A 20,628-nucleotide genomic window follows, 5' to 3' on the forward strand; every position below is an offset into this window, starting at 1 on the left:
TCGTGGGAAATTAAAAATATTTTACTGATTGTTATATAATTACTTACGCCGAACTCACGTTATTATAGGAAAAGTTTAAACAGCTTCAATATAAAGAATAAAAAGCAATACGAATGGAGGCTTTTTGGCAAAGATGAGTGGAAGTTCACAACAGAATGGCGTTACACTTATAACAACAAACGACATAGGGTTACCCAAGAATTACACGAAACAAAGAGAGATACTCTCAAACACACAGCAACATTTCGTTATGAATATATTTATGATAACCAAGGTAATTATCTTCAAAGCAAGAGTTTTCTGCGTCTTATCAGGACAGGTAAAGAAGTTTTGAGCGAGATTGAAAAACGAGAAATTACCTATTATTAACCCAACTTCCACATTAGAATATTCATTCTTGCAACTTTTATATCTTGAGAATAAAACCTGTTAATAATACGAATTGAGAGTTGAAAAAATAATCCCTGATTAACAGAGTGTTATCGCTTTTACATCACATCTCTCCCTTTGAAGGAAGTCGTGTAAGCGAGTATTTAAAGGGGGTTTTATTACTCTGATAATCAATCACTTTTGAAGTATGTTGTGTAAGGGCGTTTTGCAAACGCCCATTAAACAACAGCCTATTGCAAACGCCCTCAAAACAACAACTTATATATCTTGATAAATTTTAATATTGCCAAAGTTTAGCTTGGTCAGGATTAGAAGGAACAGAAGAATATAAAAAACTATCTCAAGAAAAGAAAAAAGAAATAATTAAAATAGCAAAATATGAACGCGAAGCAAATCCTAACAATCTTTGTAATTAGTCTACTAATATTTCTTAGTAGTTGCAATTCTATGAAAAGGCAAATAGATCCTTATCAAGAGAAAATTGGCAAGAAAGGCGATGATTACTCATTGTCTTATTATAAAAGTAAAAGGGCGTCGGTTAAAAGTATTTTAAATATTAAAATTTTTGAAGGAGACGGCTCTTTGTCAACTAGTAATTTGTATTTACATATTAATGGACTGCCTATTATTTCAAATTATAAAGAAGCTAATTTTTATCTTCTTCCTAATAGAAAATACGATGTGCAAGTCACTACTTTTTCAGGGTATAAAGGTGTGTATATAAATAATATAAAGATGAAAGAGAAAGATTCGGTAGTGCTAAATGTATATCTGAAAGAACCTGCTCTAATATTTTGTGAGTAGCACAAAATGAAGAAAAGCTATACACGCCGTGGCAAAATAACAAATTATTTTGTATAATAAATAAAAAGTATTACTTTTGCGCAAAATTTATAAAATTCTATTAGTTTATGTATTGGACGTTAGAACTCGCATCTTATTTAAGTGATGCTCCTTGGCCTGCTACTAAAGACGAGCTTATCGATTATGCTATCCGTACAGGCGCTCCTATGGAAGTGGTAGAAAACCTTCAAGAAATAGAAGACGAAGGTGATATGTATGAATCTATCGACGAAATCTGGCCTGATTATCCGTCGGAAGAAGACTACTTATGGAATGAAGATGAATACTAAAAAATAAAAGTCTCTCTGAGGAGACTTTTTTTAATTTGCCAATTTGTAGATTAACCCAAAATTTGCATCGCTACACTTTGTCAAAGTCCTTAATTACCCTTGCGGATCGCATCTTTGACAAAATTTATAAACCTGACAATCAGTCGCTTTTATGGTATGTTGTGTAGGGGCGTTTTGCAAACGCCCTCCTTCAGAGAAACCTGCGAGAGCAGAGTAGGTGGGGCTTTATTTTAATTTGCAAATCTGCAAGGTAGCAGATTTGCAAATGAGTATAGTGACAAATTGTCAGTTCTTGTTCTTTTGGTATATTTATTGACAAACTCTTGGTACAACCTTTGCCAAAGCTACTAATTGCTCGTGCAGCTCGCACCTTTGCCAAAGTTTTAAATTGCCTGTCGTGCTACGACTTGTACTACAACTGAAAAATATATAATTATAAACAAATAAATTAAAAACCCCTCATTTGCAGATTGTCCCCCTTCGGGGGTTCGGGGGCAGAGGGGGCTAAATAACTATGAGTATTATCAATTCCCTTATTAAAATTTTCGTTGGCGACAAAGCCAAAAACGACCTAAAAGCAATCCAACCTATCGTTGAGAAAATAAAAACTTACGCCTCTCAGTTAGAAAATATCTCTAACGATGAGTTGCGCGCAAAAACTATTGAATTTAAGCAAAGAATAAAAGACGCTCGCGCCCAGTTCGATAATAAAATAGCCGAACTCGAAGCCCAAGCAAATGCTACCGACGATATCGATGCTAAAGAAGACCTCTATGCTGAAGTAGATAAACTCAATGGTGAAGCCTATCAAGCCTCAGAAAAGGCATTGAACGAAATTCTTCCCGAAGCCTTCGCTACGATGAAGGAAACTACCCGCCGTTTTGCTAATAATGAAACGATTACCGTAACAGCCACCGAGCACGACCGCGAACTATCGGCTACTCACGATTATGTAACTATCGAGGGTGATAAAGCCGTATGGAAAAACCACTGGGACGCCGCTGGTAAAGATGTTACTTGGGATATGGTACACTACGATGTACAGCTCATTGGAGGTATTGCCCTTCACCAAGGTAAGATTGCCGAAATGCAAACAGGGGAAGGTAAAACCCTTGTGGCTACCTTGCCAGTCTACCTCAATGCCCTAACGGGGAATGGGGTGCATCTCGTAACTGTGAACGACTATTTGGCACGCCGAGATAGTGCGTGGATGGGACCTTTATTTGAGTTTCACGGTTTGCGTGTGGATTGTATTGACCACCACCAACCTAACTCCGAAGCCCGCCGCCGTGCTTACAACGCCGATATTACCTACGGAACTAACAACGAATTTGGTTTCGACTACCTCCGCGACAATATGGCGCACACTCCCGAAGATTTGGTGCAACGCGCTCACAACTATGCCATTGTCGATGAGGTCGACTCTGTATTGATAGACGATGCTCGTACACCGCTCATCATCTCAGGTCCTACCCCTAAAGGCGAATTGCACGAGTTCAACGAACTGAAACCTTTAGTAGAAAATTTGGTAAACAAACAGCGTACTTACCTCACCAAAGTATTAGCCGATGCCCGCAAACTCATCGCCGAAGGGGATACCAAAGAAGGAGGATTCCAACTCTTGCGCGTGTATCGCGGTTTGCCTAAAAACAAAGCGCTCATCAAGTTCCTCAGTGAAGAAGGGGTAAAACAACTCCTCCAAAAAACTGAAAATTACTATATGCAGGATAACAATCGCGAAATGCCAAAGGTAGATGCCGAATTGTACTTCGTGATTGATGAGAAAAACAACCAAATCGAGCTTACCGATAAAGGGTTTGCTGATATTGCCTATGATGGTGATAAAGATTTCTTCGTTTTACCTGATATTGGGGTAGAAATTGCCAATATCGAGAACCAAGGACTCCCTATTGAAGAAGAAGCTAAACTAAAAGATAAATTATTCCAAGATTTTAGCGTAAAAAGCGAACGCATTCACACCCTTAACCAATTGCTCAAAGCCTACACTCTCTTTGAAAAAGATATAGAGTATGTGGTGATTGACAACAAAGTGCTCATCGTCGATGAACAAACAGGTCGTATTATGGACGGTCGTCGTTATTCCGATGGTTTGCACCAAGCGATTGAAGCCAAAGAGAATGTGAAAATTGAGGCAGCTACCCAAACCTATGCGACTATTACCTTGCAAAACTACTTTCGTATGTATAGCAAGTTAGCGGGTATGACGGGTACTGCTATCACCGAGGCAGGTGAGTTCTGGGAAATCTATAAACTCGATGTAATGGAAATCCCTACCAACCGTCCTATTGCCCGCAAAGACCACAACGACCTTATCTATAAAACCAAACGCGAGAAATACAACGCCGTAATTGATGAGGTAGTAAAACTTTCTGAAGCTGGTCGTCCAGTGTTGATTGGTACTACTTCTGTGGAAGTTTCCGAACTCCTCAGCCGTATGCTTACAATGCGCAAGGTGAAACACAATGTGTTGAACGCGAAATTGCATAAAAAAGAAGCTGAAATCGTAGCCGAAGCCGGACATAGTGGTGTGGTAACCATCGCAACCAATATGGCGGGACGTGGTACCGATATCAAGTTAACTCCCGAAGTAAAAGCTGCAGGAGGTTTGGCAATTATAGGTACCGAACGCCACGACTCTCGCCGTGTCGATCGTCAGTTGCGCGGTCGTTCTGGTCGTCAAGGTGACCCTGGTAGCTCACTCTTCTTCGTTTCTCTTGAAGATAATCTAATGCGCCTCTTCGGTTCTGAACGTATCGCCCGACTAATGGACAGCTTAGGTCATAAAGAAGGTGATGTAATTCAGCACTCTATGATGACCAAACGCATCGAGGCAGCTCAGAAAAAGGTAGAAGAAAACAACTTCGGTATGCGTAAACGTCTGTTAGAGTACGACGACGTGATGAACGCACAACGCAAGCAAATTTATAAACGCCGTCGCCACGCTCTTGAAGGTGAACGCCTAAAAGTGGATTTGGCAAATATGATATTTGATACTTGCGAGAATATAGTAGAGAGCAACAAAGGTGGTAATAACTACAAGAATTTCACTTTCGAGCTCATCAAATATTTCTCATTGAAAACACAAATTTCAGAAGCCGAATTTGCTAAACAATCGCCAAACGACCTTACTTTCACCTTGTATCACGAAGCGCTCAAACACTATCAGGAAAAAGCTGAACGCAGTGCCGCTCAAGCCTTCCCAGTGATTAGAGAGGTATACGAAAATCCTAATAATACTTACGAGCGCATCGTCGTGCCTTTCACCGATGGCGAAAAGATGCTCAACATCGTAACCGACCTCAAAGAGGCGTACGAAACCCAAGGTAAGAAACTCGTAAGCGATTTCGAGAAGAATATTACCCTTGGCATCATCGACGAAGAGTGGAAAACGCACCTCCGCCGTATGGACGAACTCAAACAATCAGTGCAATTAGCGGTACACGAACAGAAAGACCCGCTACTCATTTATAAGTTTGAAGCCTATCAGTTGTTTAAAGCTATGGTCGATAAGGTAAACAAAGAGATTATCTCTTTCTTGTTCAAAGCCGAATTGCCTACTCAAAATCCACCCGTACAGGAAGCCCACGCGCCACAACGCACTCGTGAACGCTATCAAACCAATAAGGAAGAAGCCCTCAACAGCGATGAAATGGCACAACGCGCCCGTGAAGTAGGGCAACAAGCCTCACAGCGCCGTTCGGTAGTAGAAACCATCGTACGCGAACAACCTAAAATTGGTCGTAACGATAAGGTAGTAATCCAAAACATCCGCACCGGTGAACGCAAAGAGCTCAAGTTCAAGCAAGCTGACCCCCTAATAAATAGCGGAGAGTGGATATTAGTATCCAATAAATAAATCACTAGGTAATGGACAACCAAATGAACAACCAAATAGGAATGTTGCTAAGCTCTGGCATATTCTTTCTGTTTGCGCTTGTATTCTTGGTCTCTGCTGAGATTAACAAAAGAATTACCGAAAAGAACAAAAAACTATATCAAGGGAAAGCACAAGGAGAAGTATTAGAAATTGTCAAATCAGGCAGTCAAGGTGTAGGAGGTATTGGTTTTAATAATAGGACTTATGTAGTCTATAAGTATACTGTAGGAGAAAATACTTATATTGTAAAACCTCTTGTTCTAAACTCAAACGCCCCTATAAACTTGAAATATGCTAATTCGGCTCATACTTTTTGTGTAACCTATTTTGGGGCTCATAGTGGTAGCCGTCAAACCAATTATCGAGCAGGCGAGAGTATTACAGTAGCTTATTTGCCCGAAACTCCCAGTGAACACCAAATAGTAGACGATAAAGATAAAACGTTTTTTTATAAGGGGTTTCGTATAGCAGGATTCGCAATAATGTCCATTGCAATAATTCTCTTGATTGTTTCCTTTTTTATAAAAAAATAAGAAGAAACACAATATAAATTATTATATCACACTTTGCCAAAGTTTCCTGTCCGTGTGGCTCGCACCTTTGGCAAAGTTTTTTCTTCTTAATTGTCAATTATCAATTGTCAATTGAAAATATTGTTGTACCTTTGCGCTTTAAAATACATTAGCAAATTGGCAAATTTGCTAATTTACAAATTGTATTAATGAATTTATTTGAACAATTAGGTCTTGATGAACCTATCCTCAAAGCCATCAGCGATATGGGCTTTGAAACTCCTTCTGAAATTCAGCAAAAAGCCATTCCTACTCTTTTGGCAAATGGTGCTGATATGGTAGCTTTAGCCCAAACGGGTACTGGTAAAACAGCCGCTTTCGGCTTTCCTCTCCTCCAACTTATCGATACTGATAGCCGTGTAACTCAAGGTCTTATCCTTTCACCTACACGCGAACTCTGCTTGCAAATCGCTTCTGAACTCCGCAATTATGCTAAGTACCTCCCTAAGGTGAACGTAGTGGCGGTATATGGCGGCGCAAGTATTGAGGAACAAGCGCGTAGCCTCAAAAAAGGCGCACAAATTATCGTGGCTACTCCTGGGCGTATGCAAGATATGATACGCCGTAACTTCGTAGATATCAGTCATATCAACTATTGTGTGCTCGACGAAGCCGACGAAATGCTCAATATGGGCTTCTATGAAGATATTACCGCTATTCTATCGCATACTCCTCAAGAAAAAAGCACTTGGCTCTTTTCGGCTACTATGCCTAACGAGGTGGCTAAGATAGCGCGCAAGTTTATGCGTAAGCCTATCGAAATAACAGTAGGAACTCGCAATCAGGCTACTAACACCGTGCAACACGAGTACTATATAGTGAGCGGTCGCCATAGATACCAAGCCCTAAAACGCCTCGCCGATGCTAACCCCGATATCTTCTCAGTAGTGTTTTGCCGTACCAAACGCGATACACAGGCTGTAGCCGAAAAACTCATCGAAGACGGCTACAATGCTGCTGCCCTTCACGGAGATTTAAGTCAGAATCAACGTGATTTGGTGATGAAATCCTTCCGCGCACGCCAAATACAAATGCTCGTCGCTACCGATGTCGCTGCCCGCGGTATTGATGTAGACGATATCACCCACGTTATTCACTACCAATTACCCGATGAAATAGAAACCTACAACCACCGCAGTGGGCGTACAGGTCGTGCTGGTAAATCGGGAATTTCGATGGTAATTTTGCCAAAAAGTGAGGTGAAGAAAATAAAAACTATCGAAAAGATGATAGGGCAACCTTTTGAGCAGAAACAATTGCCGTCGGGTATGGAAATCTGCGAGATACAGCTCTATCACTTGGCTAACAACCTCAAAAATACAGAAGTAAATCCTGCTATCGACGATTATTTGCCAGCTATCTATAAAGAACTGCAAGAAGTAAATCGTGAAGAGCTCATCAAGAAAATATTCTCAGTAGAGTTTACGCGTTTCTTCAATTATTATAAAAATGCCGAAAACTTATCGGTAGAGAACGAGCGCGAAAGCCGCAGTGGGGGTAATAGCGATGAAGTGCGCTATTTCATCAACATAGGTGAACGCGATGGCTACGACTGGAAATCACTCAAAGATTTCCTCAAAGCAACCCTTAATTTAGGTCGTGATGATGTTTTCAAAGTAGATGTAAAGAACAGTTTTTCTTTCTTCAATACCGATGCTGAACTCTCCGATTTGGTAATGAGCACCTTTACCGACTTCCAAATGGACGGTCGTTTCATCAATGTAGAGCTCTCAACCAAAGGAGCTGGCAGAGACCGTGGCGGACGCAAACGCGGAAATGATGACGGTAGAAAACACGGCAATGATGAGGGTAGAAGTCGCAAAAAAGGACAAAGAGAAAGTCGCAAACAAAAGACTGCTGAAGCTCTCCAACAGGCTTTTAAAAAGAAGAAAAAACGTAAATAATGTTAGAATACCTTATAGAAACGGATAAGCAACTGCTCTGTTACCTCAATAGTTGGGGAACGCCCGAAGCCGATAGCCTTTGGTTAGTAATTACCAATGAACTCTCGTCTATCCCCCTCTATGCTTTTTTGTTATACTTGTGTTTCAGGTATTTCCATTGGAAACGAGTGTTGCTCATCTTGGTATTCACTGCTATAATCATCACCACTACCGACCAGCTGGCGAACGTTTTCAAACACGGATTCCAGCGCTTGCGCCCTTGTCACGATGAGAGTCTTATCGGGCAAATGCGAATGGTGATTTGCGGTGGTAAGTATGGGTTCTTTTCAGCACACGCCGCCAATACAATGGCAATAGCCGTATTTTTTAGTTACTTGCTTAGAAAAAACGCCCGATATATCGTCATCCTACTGCTCTGCTGGTCGGTGATTGTGAGTTATAGCCGTATTTATTTAGGCGTGCATTTCCCAGGTGATGTATTGGTAGGTTGGATCTTTGGAATACTCTTAGCTACCCTTTATTATTTTCTTTTTCTATACACAGAAAAAAGATTAAAAATCCCAACTCGAGAATAATTTGCATTGTTACAACCTTTACTAAAATTTTTAGTTGTCCGTCGTGTTACGACCTTTACTAATTAAATAAGCTGGTACTATTTCTTACCTCTTATCTCTTACCTAAACAAAATGAAAGAAGATTTCTTACACTACCTATGGAAATACAAAAAAGTACCTCTCAACACTGTACTTACTACGGGAGAGCGCTTGCAAATTCTCTCATTTGGTGAGTATAATTCTCTTTCAGGTCCCGATTTCCAAAGTGCCCAACTGCTTATAGGTGAGCAGCAATGGGCAGGTAATGTAGAAATGCATCTCAAATCATCGCATTGGTATATACACGGTCACGAGAGTGATCCCGCTTATCGCAATGTGATTCTGCACGTAGTTTGGGAACACGATATAGAAGTATTCGATGCTAACAACCAGCCTATTCCCACTTTAGAACTCCGAGGTCTTATCTCCTCCGAACTCTTAGAGCGGTACAATACAACTGTAGCCTCACACTACCAGTTTATTCCTTGTGAAAAGGAATATACCACCATACCTGCCATTACTTTGCTTTCGTGGAATGAACGTCTGTTAGTGGAACGTTTAGAAGAAAAAGCTACTGTTGTGAACGAGTTGTGGAAAGCTGCCAATTTTGATTGGGAGAAAGTACTTTTTTGTATGCTTCTCAAGTCTTTTGGAGGTACTGTAAACGGCGAAGCATTCCTGCAATTGGGCAAACATCTCGATTTTAGTATTATCCGTAAAGAGCGTTCACATCCCTTGCATTTAGAAGCACTACTATTGGGGCAAGCAGGCTTACTCCCCGAAGAAACTGAACTCACTTACCCACGTGAACTCTTGCAAAATTATCACTACCTACAACAAAAATACAATCTCTCTGCACCCGTAGTAAAAATACATTTCACCGGTTTGCGTCCGCAAGGTTTTCCCACTATCCGACTCTCGCAACTCGCACAGCTATACGAACTAAACGAAAGTTTGTTTTCTCAAATTCTTGAAGTGAATGATTTCAAAAGTATCCAAAAACTCTTTGCCGTAGGAGTCTCCGAATTTTGGGAAACCCACTATACCTTTACCAAGGCTTCTAAAAAAGTAAAAAAGCCTATTAGTGCAACCCTCATCACACTTATTTGGATAAATGTATTCATTCCACTCAAATATGCCTATTACCAAAGTTTAGGCAAGGACGTGAGTGAATCTCTTATCGAAGAACTCAAAACAATGACTGCTGAGAGCAACAGCATTATCACCCAATACCAACAATTAGGAGTCTCTGTTACCACTGCTTTCGACACCCAAGTACTTCTACAACAATACAAACATTATTGCCAATCCAAACGCTGTTTAGATTGTGCTATAGGGATTTCGATTTTAGGGAGGAAGTAAGAAAAACTTTGATAAAGTCATTGAACTTGCTCACATACCCAGCTTTACTTGTTACCTATTACCTGTTACCTGATGTAGCGCTTCGTTATAAGCACTCTCAAAAGCGAGCAGGTTCATACCCGTAGAGAGGTGTTGGGCTTGGAAGAAGGTGAGGAGTTTTTCAGTAGGAAGATAGCCACCATAACCTTTGATAGCACTATAAAAACGCGTAGTACCAGATCGGTAGGCAGTAGCCAAACTGCTAATAGTAATACCTTGTTTTGCAATAGCAGGCAGTTCGTCGTCTAAAAGCAGTATTTTAGTTTGGGTGTTTGAAAAATCTAAATGACTAACTAAAGGGTGTAGTTCGGCTTTGAGGGCAAGACCATAAAAACCAACAGCCAATAAAGATTGTAAATAATCCTCATTGGCTATCGTTACACATTCTATGAGTTGTATGTTACTGTTTGTCATAAAAGTTCTTGCATTGAATGGATAAGTAGGTCGGCTTGACTTAAATCTTGTCCGCCTGAAAGGGGATTCTGGAAGCCTACACACTGCATATTAGCACTTTTGGCAGCTTTTACGCCATTGGTACTGTCCTCTATCACTGTAAATTGTGTTGCTGGCAAGTGGTACCATTGGGCTACCTTTAGGAATATTTCGGGATTAGGTTTGCTGTATTGCACATCATCGCCACTCATTATCACTTCAAAATAGTGTGCTATATTTGTTTGCTGAGTAAAAATATCAATGAGTTTGCGTCCAGATGAAGAAGCTAATGATAGGTGTTTTCCTTCATTCTTAAATTTCTCTAACACTTCTTTTACGTGAGGCACTAAAGGTACTTTCATTTCGGGTAATCGTTTGAAAAAGTAATTGCGGTGAAACTGCATTAGCTCCTCTACACTTTCTGTTCGCTGGGCATCGCGTTTTACCTTTTCCCACATTGGGAAAGCCGACATTCCCGTGAGAGTTTGTATATACGCCTTGTCAAACGGAATACCTTTCAACTGAAAAGTCTCATAAATAATCTCTTGGTGCATTGGTTCACTGTCTAATAGCACCCCGTCCATATCAAAAATAATATAGTTGTTAGTCATTAGTCGTTAGATTTGAGTTGTCGTCTAAAGTCTTTAAGGAATACATTACCAATACCTACGAGTACTCCTAAGAACGTCCAGATAGCGATAATCATCATTCGTTTGGGTTTAGAGGGAGAGTTTGGTATGCTCACGGGCTCGATAACAGCAAAGATAGGCTGGTCTTCTTTCATCTTGATGCGTTTGGCTTCCAGCTGTTTAGCGAGCTCGGTATAGACGTTGAAAGCCAAATTGTACTCCGCTTGTAGTTGTTGTAAACGAGTTTGAGGAAGGTTGCTAAAGAGGTCGCGGTTGCGGTCTTGGAAACCTGCCACAGCGTATTGTTTGTTTTTAAAGTCTTTTTCGGCTTCTACAAAGCGTTTTTGTACAAAGTCGAATTCTTCTTTGGCTTTTTGTAATTTAAAATTGGTTACAGTTTCCTGCAGTACTTTTTGGGCACTTTCGAGCATTTGAGCGGCAGGGAGTGCTTCTCCCATCACAAACGAGAGGGTGAAATAACCGTCTTTTTCACTCATATCCAATTTGATACGGCTGTCGATACTGTTGAGAATTCCTCTCTCTTGGTCGGTGAGTCGGGTAATATCTGTACTGTCTTGGGCTGCAGGAGTGGGAGCGGGGGTCGCTTTAGAAAAACTAAAAATACCCATTACGCGCCCCAACAGACTGGGTTTAGTGTAGTTCTTACAATATTCTTCGTAAGTTACTGGTTTAGGAATATCAGAAAATGTGAGTTTAGTCTGTGCTAATTTCTGTTTAAAAGGTACACTCTCAATGATTTTAGCGTAGGTAGTGAGCGGGAGTGTTTCGGAGCCTCCTCCCAAACTGATACCTGCCATTGCTGCCAATCCTCCCAATCCACCAGTTGATTTGCCATCAGTAGTTTGTGGCACCATAATGGTGGTAGCGGTGTATTCTTTAGCCGAGAATAAGGCAATGAGTACCCCTATAACAAAGAAGATCAAAGTAAATAGCAAAATTGATTTGCGAGCGCTCCATATCTTGCGAATAAGCTGCATTAAATCTATTTCGTCCTCAGCAGTTCCTTCTTCTACAGAGTTGACTACAGGAATCAATTTATTTTCCTCTAAATGATTGGTAACGTCTTCTGAAGCTCTTATTTCTTGATTTTCGTTAATTGCCATAGTTCTAATTTTTTAGTACATTGTAAATAAGCACTCCCATAGTGGTAATTGCCGAAATAATACCTATACTTTCGCCAGTGCTAAGGCGTTGGCGTTCGGGTTTAGATGGTACGATAATGATAGCACCGGGTTCCAATTTAGGATAGTTTCTAAAGAAAAGAGAATTGCGAGTAGCGCGCACATCGCCATTGGCGTAAAGCACGTAGATGGCGCGCTTTTTAGCTTGATTGCCAAAACCTCCTGCTCTATCGATGTAATCTATCAAGGAAAGTCCTTTTTGGTAACGCACCAATGAAGGGGCTAACACCTCACCGCGTACTTCAATAGTTTGTTTTTCAGAAGGAATGAGCAGCACATCACCATCACTGAGGAGTAAATCGTGCTTGCTGTGTTTCTTTTTCAAAATTTTATTAATGTCTATCCCTATACGGTATTCTGAAGTTTTTTTGCTGGCTTTTTTCAGTGATTTAGCAGTTTCACTACTATTACTTTCTAACTCTACCAATTCTTTTAAAAAATCTTCTTGTTGAATTTCACCCTCATCAGTTTTTTTGCGAATCAAAGTTGCCCCTTCTTTATAGGCAAAAGGAGTAAAGCCTCCCACACGCTCTAATAGGTCGGAAATGTGATCGTTCTTGCTTTGGATGCTATAAACCCCAGGGTAGACAACCTCTCCCATTACTGAGACTGTTTGCAGAGGGGTAAAACCTTTGATATAACGTACTGAAACAATATCGTTAGGTTGCAGGGTGAGTGTATTGGTACCTTCTTCAGGTAAAAGCTCATTGTTAGACGATACTTTGAAAGCTGTACTGAGTCTCTGGAAGCTACCGTCGTTTATTTCTCTAAACACTTCAATAGTCGAGGGGTCGGCACCATTAGAGAGACCACCCGCCAAGGCAATCACATCTTCCACTTTCATATTCTCCATAAAAGGCAATTCTTTAGGAGAATTTACAGCGCCTTCTACTTTTACAAAGCGTTTGTATTGAAGAGAATCTTTGTAGAAAATATGAATGCTGTCGTTATCCTTCAAAGGGATGTCGTTTTTCTTCTCGATGAGGTCTTTAACCGAAAAGCTAAGCGTTTGGTAATCTACGCGGTTTTCGGTGCGGAAGATGAGTCCGCGATTGAGAGAAGCATCTTTTTTCACACCATTGGCTCTTTCGAGTAAGTCGTGAGCGGTCATTCCTTCTTTAAACTCATAAGTGCCAGGCTGATAAACGGCTCCCCCTATACTCAAGCGATTGCGGTATTCATTGGTGATAGAATGCACTTTTAGGCGGTCGCCATTTTGCATTTTCATCTTGCCAATTTCGCTAAAGGCAATTTCTTGTACTTCGCGTTTAGCATCTTTAATGCGTTCTAACACAAGAGTATTGGTAAAAGCATCGGAAGTAAAACCTCCAAAGAAAGTAACAAGGTTAGCAAGAGTTTCATTGTCGAGCATTTCGTACAGTCCTTTGCGTTTTACTTTGCCCTCTACCCACACGCGGTTTTTGTAGGGTGATACGATGATTACGTCTTGGTCTTGCAAGCCGATATTACCTTTTTCCGAACCGTTAATCAGGAAGTTATACACATCGAAAGTAGCGACTTTCTTGCCTCCTCTAAATACGTTGATATCGCGAAATGAACCGCTTTCTGAGGGGCCTCCGCAGGCGTATAAAGCGTTGAGTACGGTAGAAAGTGAGCTAAGTGAATAAGTGCCAGGCACTACTACCTCGCCAATGATATTTACTTTTACGGTGCGCACTTGGGTGATAGTTACGCCCGTGTAGATTTTAGCATAACTGCCATCGGGGGCTGAAATGCCTGAATAGATGCGTTTTAGATACGAGTTTATCTTTGCTTTTACCTCACTGAACGAAAGTCCTGATACGTGTATGCGTCCCACACCATTGAGAAAAATATTACCCTCAGCATCTACTTTTTGTTTGAAAGAACCCTCGGTAGCTCCCCACACTTCCACAAGTAGTTCGTCGCCAGGCCCTACTTGGTAGTTTTCGGGGGTAGGCATATTCAGGTTAGGAGTAAAGGAAATTTTGGGATTTTTGAAGAAACTCATCCCAAAGATAGAGTCTTTTTTCTGTTTGCGGTTGAGGGAATCTTTTTTCTCTCTACCGGTATAACCAAAGATGTCATCACCCTCCGCAGGACGGCGCATTTTGTCATTGGTGTTCTTGTTTTTAGCATTAGATTTTTGAGTGCCAGAATAGCTGTCGAGTTGCATAATGCGTTGGCGCAATTTCATCACTTGCGTTTCTTGCATACCGCGTGAACGTGCTAAAGCGAGAAATTGGTCTAAGGTATAACCTTGTGCTTGAGCGCGATCCCAATAGGTTTTGATTTGTCCATCGGTGAGATTATCGATGTTTACAGTGGTGATATCAACATTGTTATATTGCTGATTATTACCTATTTGACCTATTACGGGGGCGGTTGTTATAAATAAAAATAAAAGAAGTAATTTAAGTCTCGACATTCTAAAATCTGTTTTGGGGGCAAAATTACGAATAATTTGTTAATTAGCCAATGAGTGAATTAGTATTTTTTTCTGTTTAGCCTATTATATTCCTAACAATTCATTCTAATTAAAAAAAAAATCATATCTTTGCCCAAAATAAAACATTTTCAACAAAATGGGGTTGTTTTTCATTCATTGATAAACAGTTGCTTTTGTTAAATATTAATTGTTAATTGAGAATATATGTCTGCAATCTTAAATTCATTATTAGACAACGATTTCTACAAATTCACTATGCAATGTGGCGTAGTGCAGTTATTCCCTAAAAACAAAGCGCGTTACACCTTTATCAACCGCGGCAAACACGAGTTCCCCGAAGGCTTTGCCGATGCTATGCGCGAAGAGGTGAACAATATGGCAAAACTGAAACTCACTAAAGCCGAAAAACAGTTTTTGAAAGATAACTGCCCTTATTTGAGTCCGTTGTATTTAGACTTTTTGGAAGGGTATCGCTATGACCCTTCTGAAGTGCATATCGAACAACACGGCACCGACTTGCAGGTAACTGTTGAGGGGTATTGGTATCGCACGATTCTTTGGGAAGTACCTCTGCTTTCGGTGATTAGCGAACTTTTCTACAAACTTACCAAAGCGACGGCTTGGACAGATGAGCAGGTGATTGCTAACACCCGTGAAAAAGAATTGTTATACAAAGAATTAGGCGTTGTATTTGCTGAGTTTGGCACCCGTCGTCGCCATTCGTATCACGTGCACGACATCGTGATGCACACTTTAATGGAAGGCTACAACCAAACTTTTATAGGCTCTAGCAATGTGCATTTTGCGATGAAATATAAGGTGAAACCTATAGGTACTCACGCCCACGAATGGTTTATGTTCCACGCAGCCGAGTACAGCTACAAAATGGCTAATGCACTATCCTTGGAACACTGGGTAGATGTGTATCGTGGCGACCTTGGGGTAGCCCTTTCCGACACCTATACTACCGATGTGTTTTTCAAGCAGTTCGACAAGAAATTTAGTAAGTTGTTCGACGGTGTGCGTCACGACAGTGGCGACCCTATAGTCTTTGCTGAAAAAACGATTACTCACTACAAGAAAATGGGGATAGACCCACTCTCTAAATACATTATTTTCTCCGACGGACTTAACCCTCAAAAAGTACAAGCTATTACTGAGGCTTGTAAAGGAAAAATAGGTATTTCATTTGGTATAGGTACCGACCTTACTAATGATGTAGGGTTGCGCCCGATGAACATAGTGATGAAACTCACCGAAGTACTCACCAGCGACAACGAGTGGGTGCCTACTGTAAAACTCTCTGATGAGCCTAATAAGCACACCGGCGACCCAAGAATGATTGAACTCGCAAAAGGAATATTAGCAATTAAATAGATTTTTGGGGTCAGAGGTCAGATTTTAGGCTGACACCTGATGCCTGAAACCTAAAACCTGATAAAAAATGAATTACATACTAATGATTTTAGGGGTATTGGTAGCGCTGTCGCGTTATTTGTTCCCCAAATACGACCAAGCGTTACTCATTGGCGGTATAAGCCTATTGATGATAGGTATTTACCGCATTTCGCGTAACCTACCCTCTAAAAATGAGGAAGATTTTCAAGACCCAGCAACGAAAATAAGAAACCCAGAAGATAATTAGCAAATTAGCAAATTGGCAAATTAGCAAATTAACACAGTGAACATAGGAGATTACATAGAAGTATTAGACGATACCATCAAAGGACATATAGTGCGCCTTACGCCTCAGCAGGTAACAGTGCTTACTACTGAAGGGTTTGAGCTCACTTTTCGTCCTGAGGAAATAATAGTTATTGAAGAAGATGCACCTCTAAAAGGAGCTTTTACAAATATAGATGAAGAGAGTTTGCGCAAAGATGTAGTGAGCAAGCGAAAGAACAAATCGCCACTTACTAAAAAAGAGCGCAACATCCCTCCAATGGAGGTAGATTTGCACATCGAGCAATTGGTTGATTCTACAAGAAATATGACCAATTACGATATGCTTACCCTACAACTCGAAACCGCTCGCCGGCAGTTAGAGTTTGCTATTGCACAGCGCATCCAGCGGGTAGTGTTCATTCACGGTGTGGGAGAGGGAGTGCTGCGCACCGAGTTAGAATTCCTCTTGGGGCGTTATTCTAACGTTACTTTCTACGATGCCGAATATGCCAAATACGGTGTAGGCGCTACCGAAGTATATATCTATCAAAATGCAAAATAAATGATTCAAGCTACCAATATTCATAAAACATATAAAGATTTAGAAGTGCTTAAAGGCGTATCGGTGAATGTTGCCAAAGGCGAAATTGTATCAATAGTAGGTGCTTCAGGAGCTGGAAAAACTACCTTGTTACACATTTTAGGTACTTTAGACAGCCCCGATGCCAATAAACCATCATCGTTGGTAATTAATGGCACAGATATATTGTCGTTATCCTCTAAAGCCTTAGCAAAATTCCGCAATGAACATATTGGGTTTATCTTCCAATTTCACCAGTTGTTGCCTGAGTTCACTGCTTTGGAGAATATTTGTATTCCTGCACTCATTAGAGGAATAGGCAAAAAAGAAGCTGAAAAGCGCGCAATGGAGCTTTTAGAATTTTTGCATCTCACCTCGCGTGCCGACCATAAGCCCAATGCCCTTTCAGGAGGCGAGCAACAGCGAGTGTCGGTAGCACGTGCCCTGATGAATCACCCTTCGGTAGTATTCGCTGATGAACCCAGTGGGAACCTCGATTCCGAAAGTGCTGAGAAACTACACCAACTCTTTTTCCAACTGCGCAATGAATTCCGACAAACATTTGTAATTGTTACCCATAACGAAGAATTGGCTACTATGGCAGATAGAAAACTCGTAATGGTAGATGGTCGTATAATTATTCCAGATTCTTTCCCAAATTAGGTAGTATCTTTGCAGCGTTAAACTTAAAAACAGATTAAAACAATGAAAAAATTAGTATCAATGATCGCCACTTTTTTATTGACAGTAGTGGCAGTACAAAACGTATCGGCTAAGGATATTCCTATCACCTTTGAACAATTGCCTGCTAAGGCTCAAGCTTTTGTGAAACAATACTTTAAAATAGAAGAAATCGCTTCGGTATGGAGAGACGACGATATCCACGACCAAGATTACAAAGTGTATTTCAACGATGGTAGCGAAATTGAATTCTATGCCAATGGCGACTGGGAAGAAGTAAAAACTCGCACTCTGGCTGTACCTGAAAAACTTATTCCTAATGGTATTGCTCAGTACGTAAAGAAAACTTACCCTCAAACAGATATCTACAAAATCCAAAAGAAACGCTATGGCTATGAGATAGAACTCGCTAACGGACTTGATTTAGAATTCAATGCTAACGGACAATTTTTAAGAATAGACGACTAATGAAACAACTCTTTTTTGCTGCTTTTGCAGCCCTTGCACTCAGCTCGTGCGCACGATTGCCGCAGCCTGCACGTGATTTTATTAGCATTCACTTTCCTCATACTTCTGTTAAAGAAGTTGAAAGAGAAGATGATATCAATGGCTATTCAGTAGAACTTAGAGATCGCACCGAGCTAGAATTTACAGCTAATGGCGACTGGCTAAAAGTAGATGGTGAAGACGGCAATAGTATCCCTACTACCTTCTTCCCTAAAAAAATAGCCGATTACGTTACCCAGCAGGGCTATATCATCGAAGGGATTAGAAAAACCAATATAGGTTATAAAGTAGACATCATAGGCTCTCACACCGATTTGTTTTTCAATCACAATGGTGACCCTATCGGGAATTATTAATAACTTTACTACAAATAAAAAGACCTCTTTGCGGAGGTCTTTTTTTATTGAATATCATATTGCTATGTTACTACACTTTACTAAAGTTTCAACTCACATTTGCCAGTGCGGCTCGCTCTTGCCGGTGCGGCTCGCATTTGCCCGTGCGGCTCGCACTCGCACCTAATTGAAAAATAAGTGTGGAAACAATTGTTCCATTGGTTTTTTAGAAAAAGAAATTTTAAGAGTAGCTTTGAGGAATCCCCAGCCATAGCTAAAAAACTGTACTAAAAGCGCCCAAACTGAGAGCAGCCCTATTTTTACACTGCGGTTTTCTCGAGCACTGTCCCAACCTATCAGTATAAAATAACACACATATACGAGTAAGGGTTCTATACGCCCAAAAATGAGGAGGAGGAGAGCGCCACAAAGCCCTAAGGTAAAGCAGGTAGGTAACCAAAAAGTAAGTTTGCGTGACTCTGGATGCCAATGGTTGAGAATAGCGCGTGTCTGTCCGAATTTACTCACTTGAGTACGGAATTTTTCCCAAGAAATACGGCGTTTGTGGAACACAAAAGCAGTAGGGATAAAGGCAGTATCAAAACCTTGTTCCCAGAGGCGTATCACTAAATCAGGGTCTTCACCAGGGTGTATTTTCCCAAAACCACCTGTCGCCTCAAAAGCCTTGCGTGACAGTCCCATATTAAAACTGCGAGGTTCAAATCGTTGAATGCGCTTTTGACTACCGCGAATCCCCCCAGTAGTGAGCAAAGAAGTCATCGTGTAATTGATAGCCTTCTGTATATCAGTAAAATCATCAGTAGCGGTATCAGGTCCTCCAAAGCAATCTACATAATGAGTTTGCAAATAATCGTCTACAGCTTCTAAATAGTGAGGAGGCAAGATGCAATCGGAATCTAAAATCAAAAAATAATCGTGTTGAGCGTGTCGCATCCCGTAATTGCGAGAGTCACCTGGTCCCGAGTTGGGTTTAGGAAGATAGGTAATTGATAAATCATCATTGTATTTCTCGCATACTTCTTTTGAAGGAATAGAAGAACCGTCTTCAATCACTACTACCTCAAAAGTATCTTCGTAAGTTTGTGATACAAGGCTGTTTAGTAGTTCATCTAACTCGTCCGGACGGTTGTATATAGGAATGATAAAACTATATTTCATCTGTTAATATAATGTTAAAATTCAAAAGTTTTGTAACATCTGTGTAAAGCTATACGTATAATAGGACGTATAAGAATCGACAAAATTAAGGATTTTTTCTGAATGAGACAACTAAAAATTACCAAACAGGTAACCAACCGTGAAACCGCATCTCTTGATAAGTACTTACAAGAGATTGGGCGTGTAGATTTGATCACTGCCGATGAAGAGGTAGAATTAGCACAACGTATCAAAGCAGGCGATGTAGCTGCTTTAGAAAAACTAACCAAAGCAAATTTGCGCTTCGTAGTATCGGTAGCTAAGCAATACCAAAACCAAGGTCTTACTCTTCCTGACCTTATCAACGAAGGGAACTTAGGGCTCATCAAAGCCGCACAACGATTCGACGAAACTCGTGGGTTTAAGTTTATTTCTTATGCCGTATGGTGGATTCGTCAGTCTATTTTGCAAGCCTTAGCCGAGCAATCGCGTATTGTGCGTTTGCCGTTGAACAAAATTGGTTCTATCAACAAAATCAACAAAATGTACGCTTACCTCGAGCAGGCGAACGAGCGTGTGCCTTCAGCCGAAGAAATTGCACGTGAGTTAGATATGTCCGTAAACGATGTAAAAGAATCAATGAAAAATGCAGGGCGTCATATCTCTATGGATGCGCCTTTGGTGGAAGGAGAAGATTCTAATCTTTACGACGTGATTCGCAGTAACGAATCACCAAATCCCGATAAGTCGCTTATTTTAGATTCGTTACGTACCGAAATTGAGCGCGCACTCGAAACGCTTACCCCTCGTGAAGCCGATGTAATCCGTTTGTATTTCGGTTTGGGCGACCAGCACGCTATGACCCTTGAGGAAATAGGAGAAACTTTTGATCTTACCCGTGAGCGTGTACGTCAAATCAAAGAAAAAGCGATTCGCCGTCTCAAACACACTTCCCGCAGTAAAATTTTAAAAACATACTTAGGATAGTCAATTATAAATTAAGATTGTACAATCTACACTTTGCCAAAGTTTCCTGCCCCTGTGGCTCGTACCTTTGGCAAAGTTTTTTTCTCTATAGAAAAAGTTCTATCTTTGCTCCATAGTAATTTTGAGTTAAATA

At 40.7% G+C, this 20,628-nt stretch carries 19 protein-coding genes; 14 read left to right on the plus strand and 5 right to left on the minus strand.

Translation table 11 applies throughout. The features are described 5' to 3' along the window. Window positions 1–837: 837 nt before the first annotated feature. The 7 genes from HMPREF9073_RS07010 to HMPREF9073_RS07040 all read left to right on the plus strand — a co-directional run bounded on the left by HMPREF9073_RS07010 (window position 838) and on the right by HMPREF9073_RS07040 (window position 9,852). Window positions 838–1,194 carry a hypothetical protein gene (locus tag HMPREF9073_RS07010; protein WP_232207512.1) on the plus strand — a complete coding sequence of 119 codons (357 nt, stop codon included), beginning with the start codon at window positions 838–840 and terminating at the stop codon, window positions 1,192–1,194. A 107-nt stretch (window positions 1,195–1,301) separates the two neighbouring features. After that, window positions 1,302–1,523: a DUF2795 domain-containing protein gene (locus HMPREF9073_RS07015; protein WP_002673751.1), complete on the plus strand. Its 222-nt coding sequence runs from the start codon at window positions 1,302–1,304 to the stop codon at window positions 1,521–1,523. Between the two features lie 514 nt (window positions 1,524–2,037). Beyond that, window positions 2,038–5,400, plus strand: a complete 3,363-nt coding sequence (secA, locus tag HMPREF9073_RS07020; protein ID WP_009413261.1) for a preprotein translocase subunit SecA — start codon at window positions 2,038–2,040, stop codon at window positions 5,398–5,400. A gap of 11 nt (window positions 5,401–5,411) precedes the next feature. After that, window positions 5,412–5,954 carry a DUF3592 domain-containing protein gene (locus tag HMPREF9073_RS07025; RefSeq protein ID WP_009413262.1) on the plus strand — a complete coding sequence of 181 codons (543 nt, stop codon included), beginning with the start codon at window positions 5,412–5,414 and terminating at the stop codon, window positions 5,952–5,954. 188 nt (window positions 5,955–6,142) lie between these two features. Continuing rightward, window positions 6,143–7,897, plus strand: a complete 1,755-nt coding sequence (locus HMPREF9073_RS07030; protein ID WP_009413263.1) for a DEAD/DEAH box helicase — start codon at window positions 6,143–6,145, stop codon at window positions 7,895–7,897. Next, on the plus strand, window positions 7,897–8,472 hold the full coding sequence (locus HMPREF9073_RS07035) for a phosphatase PAP2 family protein (protein WP_009413264.1): 576 nt from the start codon (window positions 7,897–7,899) through the stop codon (window positions 8,470–8,472). Before HMPREF9073_RS07030 ends, HMPREF9073_RS07035 begins: the two co-directional genes overlap by 1 nt. Before the next feature lie 111 nt (window positions 8,473–8,583). Then, window positions 8,584–9,852 (plus strand): DUF2851 family protein, encoded by a 1,269-nt coding sequence (locus HMPREF9073_RS07040; RefSeq protein WP_009413265.1) that lies wholly within the window; start codon window positions 8,584–8,586, stop codon window positions 9,850–9,852. Between the two features lie 51 nt (window positions 9,853–9,903). Here the strand turns inward: HMPREF9073_RS07040 and HMPREF9073_RS07045 are convergent, their stop codons facing one another. From HMPREF9073_RS07045 to HMPREF9073_RS07060, 4 genes are read right to left on the minus strand one after another with little or no spacing between them, the layout of a single operon-like run. Further along, window positions 9,904–10,305, minus strand: coding sequence for a hypothetical protein (locus HMPREF9073_RS07045; RefSeq protein WP_009750767.1), 402 nt, complete (start codon window positions 10,303–10,305; stop codon window positions 9,904–9,906). Continuing rightward, window positions 10,302–10,934 (minus strand): HAD family phosphatase, encoded by a 633-nt coding sequence (locus HMPREF9073_RS07050; protein WP_009750768.1) that lies wholly within the window; start codon window positions 10,932–10,934, stop codon window positions 10,302–10,304. The genes HMPREF9073_RS07045 and HMPREF9073_RS07050 overlap by 4 nt, the downstream gene beginning before the upstream one ends. Beyond that, entirely contained in the window at window positions 10,934–12,076 is a 1,143-nt protein-coding gene (locus HMPREF9073_RS07055) for a Wzz/FepE/Etk N-terminal domain-containing protein (protein WP_009750769.1), read from the minus strand. The genes HMPREF9073_RS07050 and HMPREF9073_RS07055 overlap by 1 nt, the downstream gene beginning before the upstream one ends. Before the next feature lie 4 nt (window positions 12,077–12,080). Then, on the minus strand, window positions 12,081–14,561 hold the full coding sequence (locus HMPREF9073_RS07060; protein WP_009750770.1) for an SLBB domain-containing protein: 2,481 nt from the start codon (window positions 14,559–14,561) through the stop codon (window positions 12,081–12,083). 225 nt (window positions 14,562–14,786) lie between these two features. Between HMPREF9073_RS07060 and pncB the strand changes: the two genes are divergently transcribed. The 6 genes from pncB to HMPREF9073_RS07090 all read left to right on the plus strand — a co-directional run bounded on the left by pncB (window position 14,787) and on the right by HMPREF9073_RS07090 (window position 18,371). Further along, window positions 14,787–15,959: a nicotinate phosphoribosyltransferase gene (gene pncB / locus HMPREF9073_RS07065; protein WP_009750771.1), complete on the plus strand. Its 1,173-nt coding sequence runs from the start codon at window positions 14,787–14,789 to the stop codon at window positions 15,957–15,959. Window positions 15,960–16,026: 67 nt separating this feature from the next. Beyond that, window positions 16,027–16,227: a hypothetical protein gene (locus HMPREF9073_RS07070; RefSeq protein ID WP_009750772.1), complete on the plus strand. Its 201-nt coding sequence runs from the start codon at window positions 16,027–16,029 to the stop codon at window positions 16,225–16,227. Between the two features lie 36 nt (window positions 16,228–16,263). Then, complete coding sequence (locus HMPREF9073_RS07075; protein WP_009750773.1) at window positions 16,264–16,809, plus strand: Smr/MutS family protein; 546 nt, start codon at window positions 16,264–16,266, stop codon at window positions 16,807–16,809. Continuing rightward, window positions 16,810–17,490: an ABC transporter ATP-binding protein gene (locus HMPREF9073_RS07080; protein ID WP_009750774.1), complete on the plus strand. Its 681-nt coding sequence runs from the start codon at window positions 16,810–16,812 to the stop codon at window positions 17,488–17,490. Between the two features lie 42 nt (window positions 17,491–17,532). After that, window positions 17,533–17,976, plus strand: a complete 444-nt coding sequence (locus tag HMPREF9073_RS07085; RefSeq protein ID WP_009750775.1) for a PepSY-like domain-containing protein — start codon at window positions 17,533–17,535, stop codon at window positions 17,974–17,976. Continuing rightward, a complete protein-coding gene (locus HMPREF9073_RS07090) occupies window positions 17,976–18,371 on the plus strand; it encodes a PepSY-like domain-containing protein (RefSeq protein ID WP_002680001.1) in 396 nt (131 codons plus the stop codon). Before HMPREF9073_RS07085 ends, HMPREF9073_RS07090 begins: the two co-directional genes overlap by 1 nt. Window positions 18,372–18,533: 162 nt before the next feature. Here the strand turns inward: HMPREF9073_RS07090 and HMPREF9073_RS07095 are convergent, their stop codons facing one another. Beyond that, window positions 18,534–19,529 (minus strand): glycosyltransferase family 2 protein, encoded by a 996-nt coding sequence (locus tag HMPREF9073_RS07095; protein ID WP_009750776.1) that lies wholly within the window; start codon window positions 19,527–19,529, stop codon window positions 18,534–18,536. Between the two features lie 102 nt (window positions 19,530–19,631). Between HMPREF9073_RS07095 and HMPREF9073_RS07100 the strand changes: the two genes are divergently transcribed. Then, on the plus strand, window positions 19,632–20,495 hold the full coding sequence (locus HMPREF9073_RS07100) for an RNA polymerase sigma factor RpoD/SigA (protein ID WP_002680009.1): 864 nt from the start codon (window positions 19,632–19,634) through the stop codon (window positions 20,493–20,495). Window positions 20,496–20,628: the final 133 nt, after the last annotated feature.

Origin of the sequence: Capnocytophaga sp. oral taxon 326 str. F0382, assembly GCF_000318295.1 — a bacterium.
Classification (GTDB): domain Bacteria; phylum Bacteroidota; class Bacteroidia; order Flavobacteriales; family Flavobacteriaceae; genus Capnocytophaga; species Capnocytophaga periodontitidis.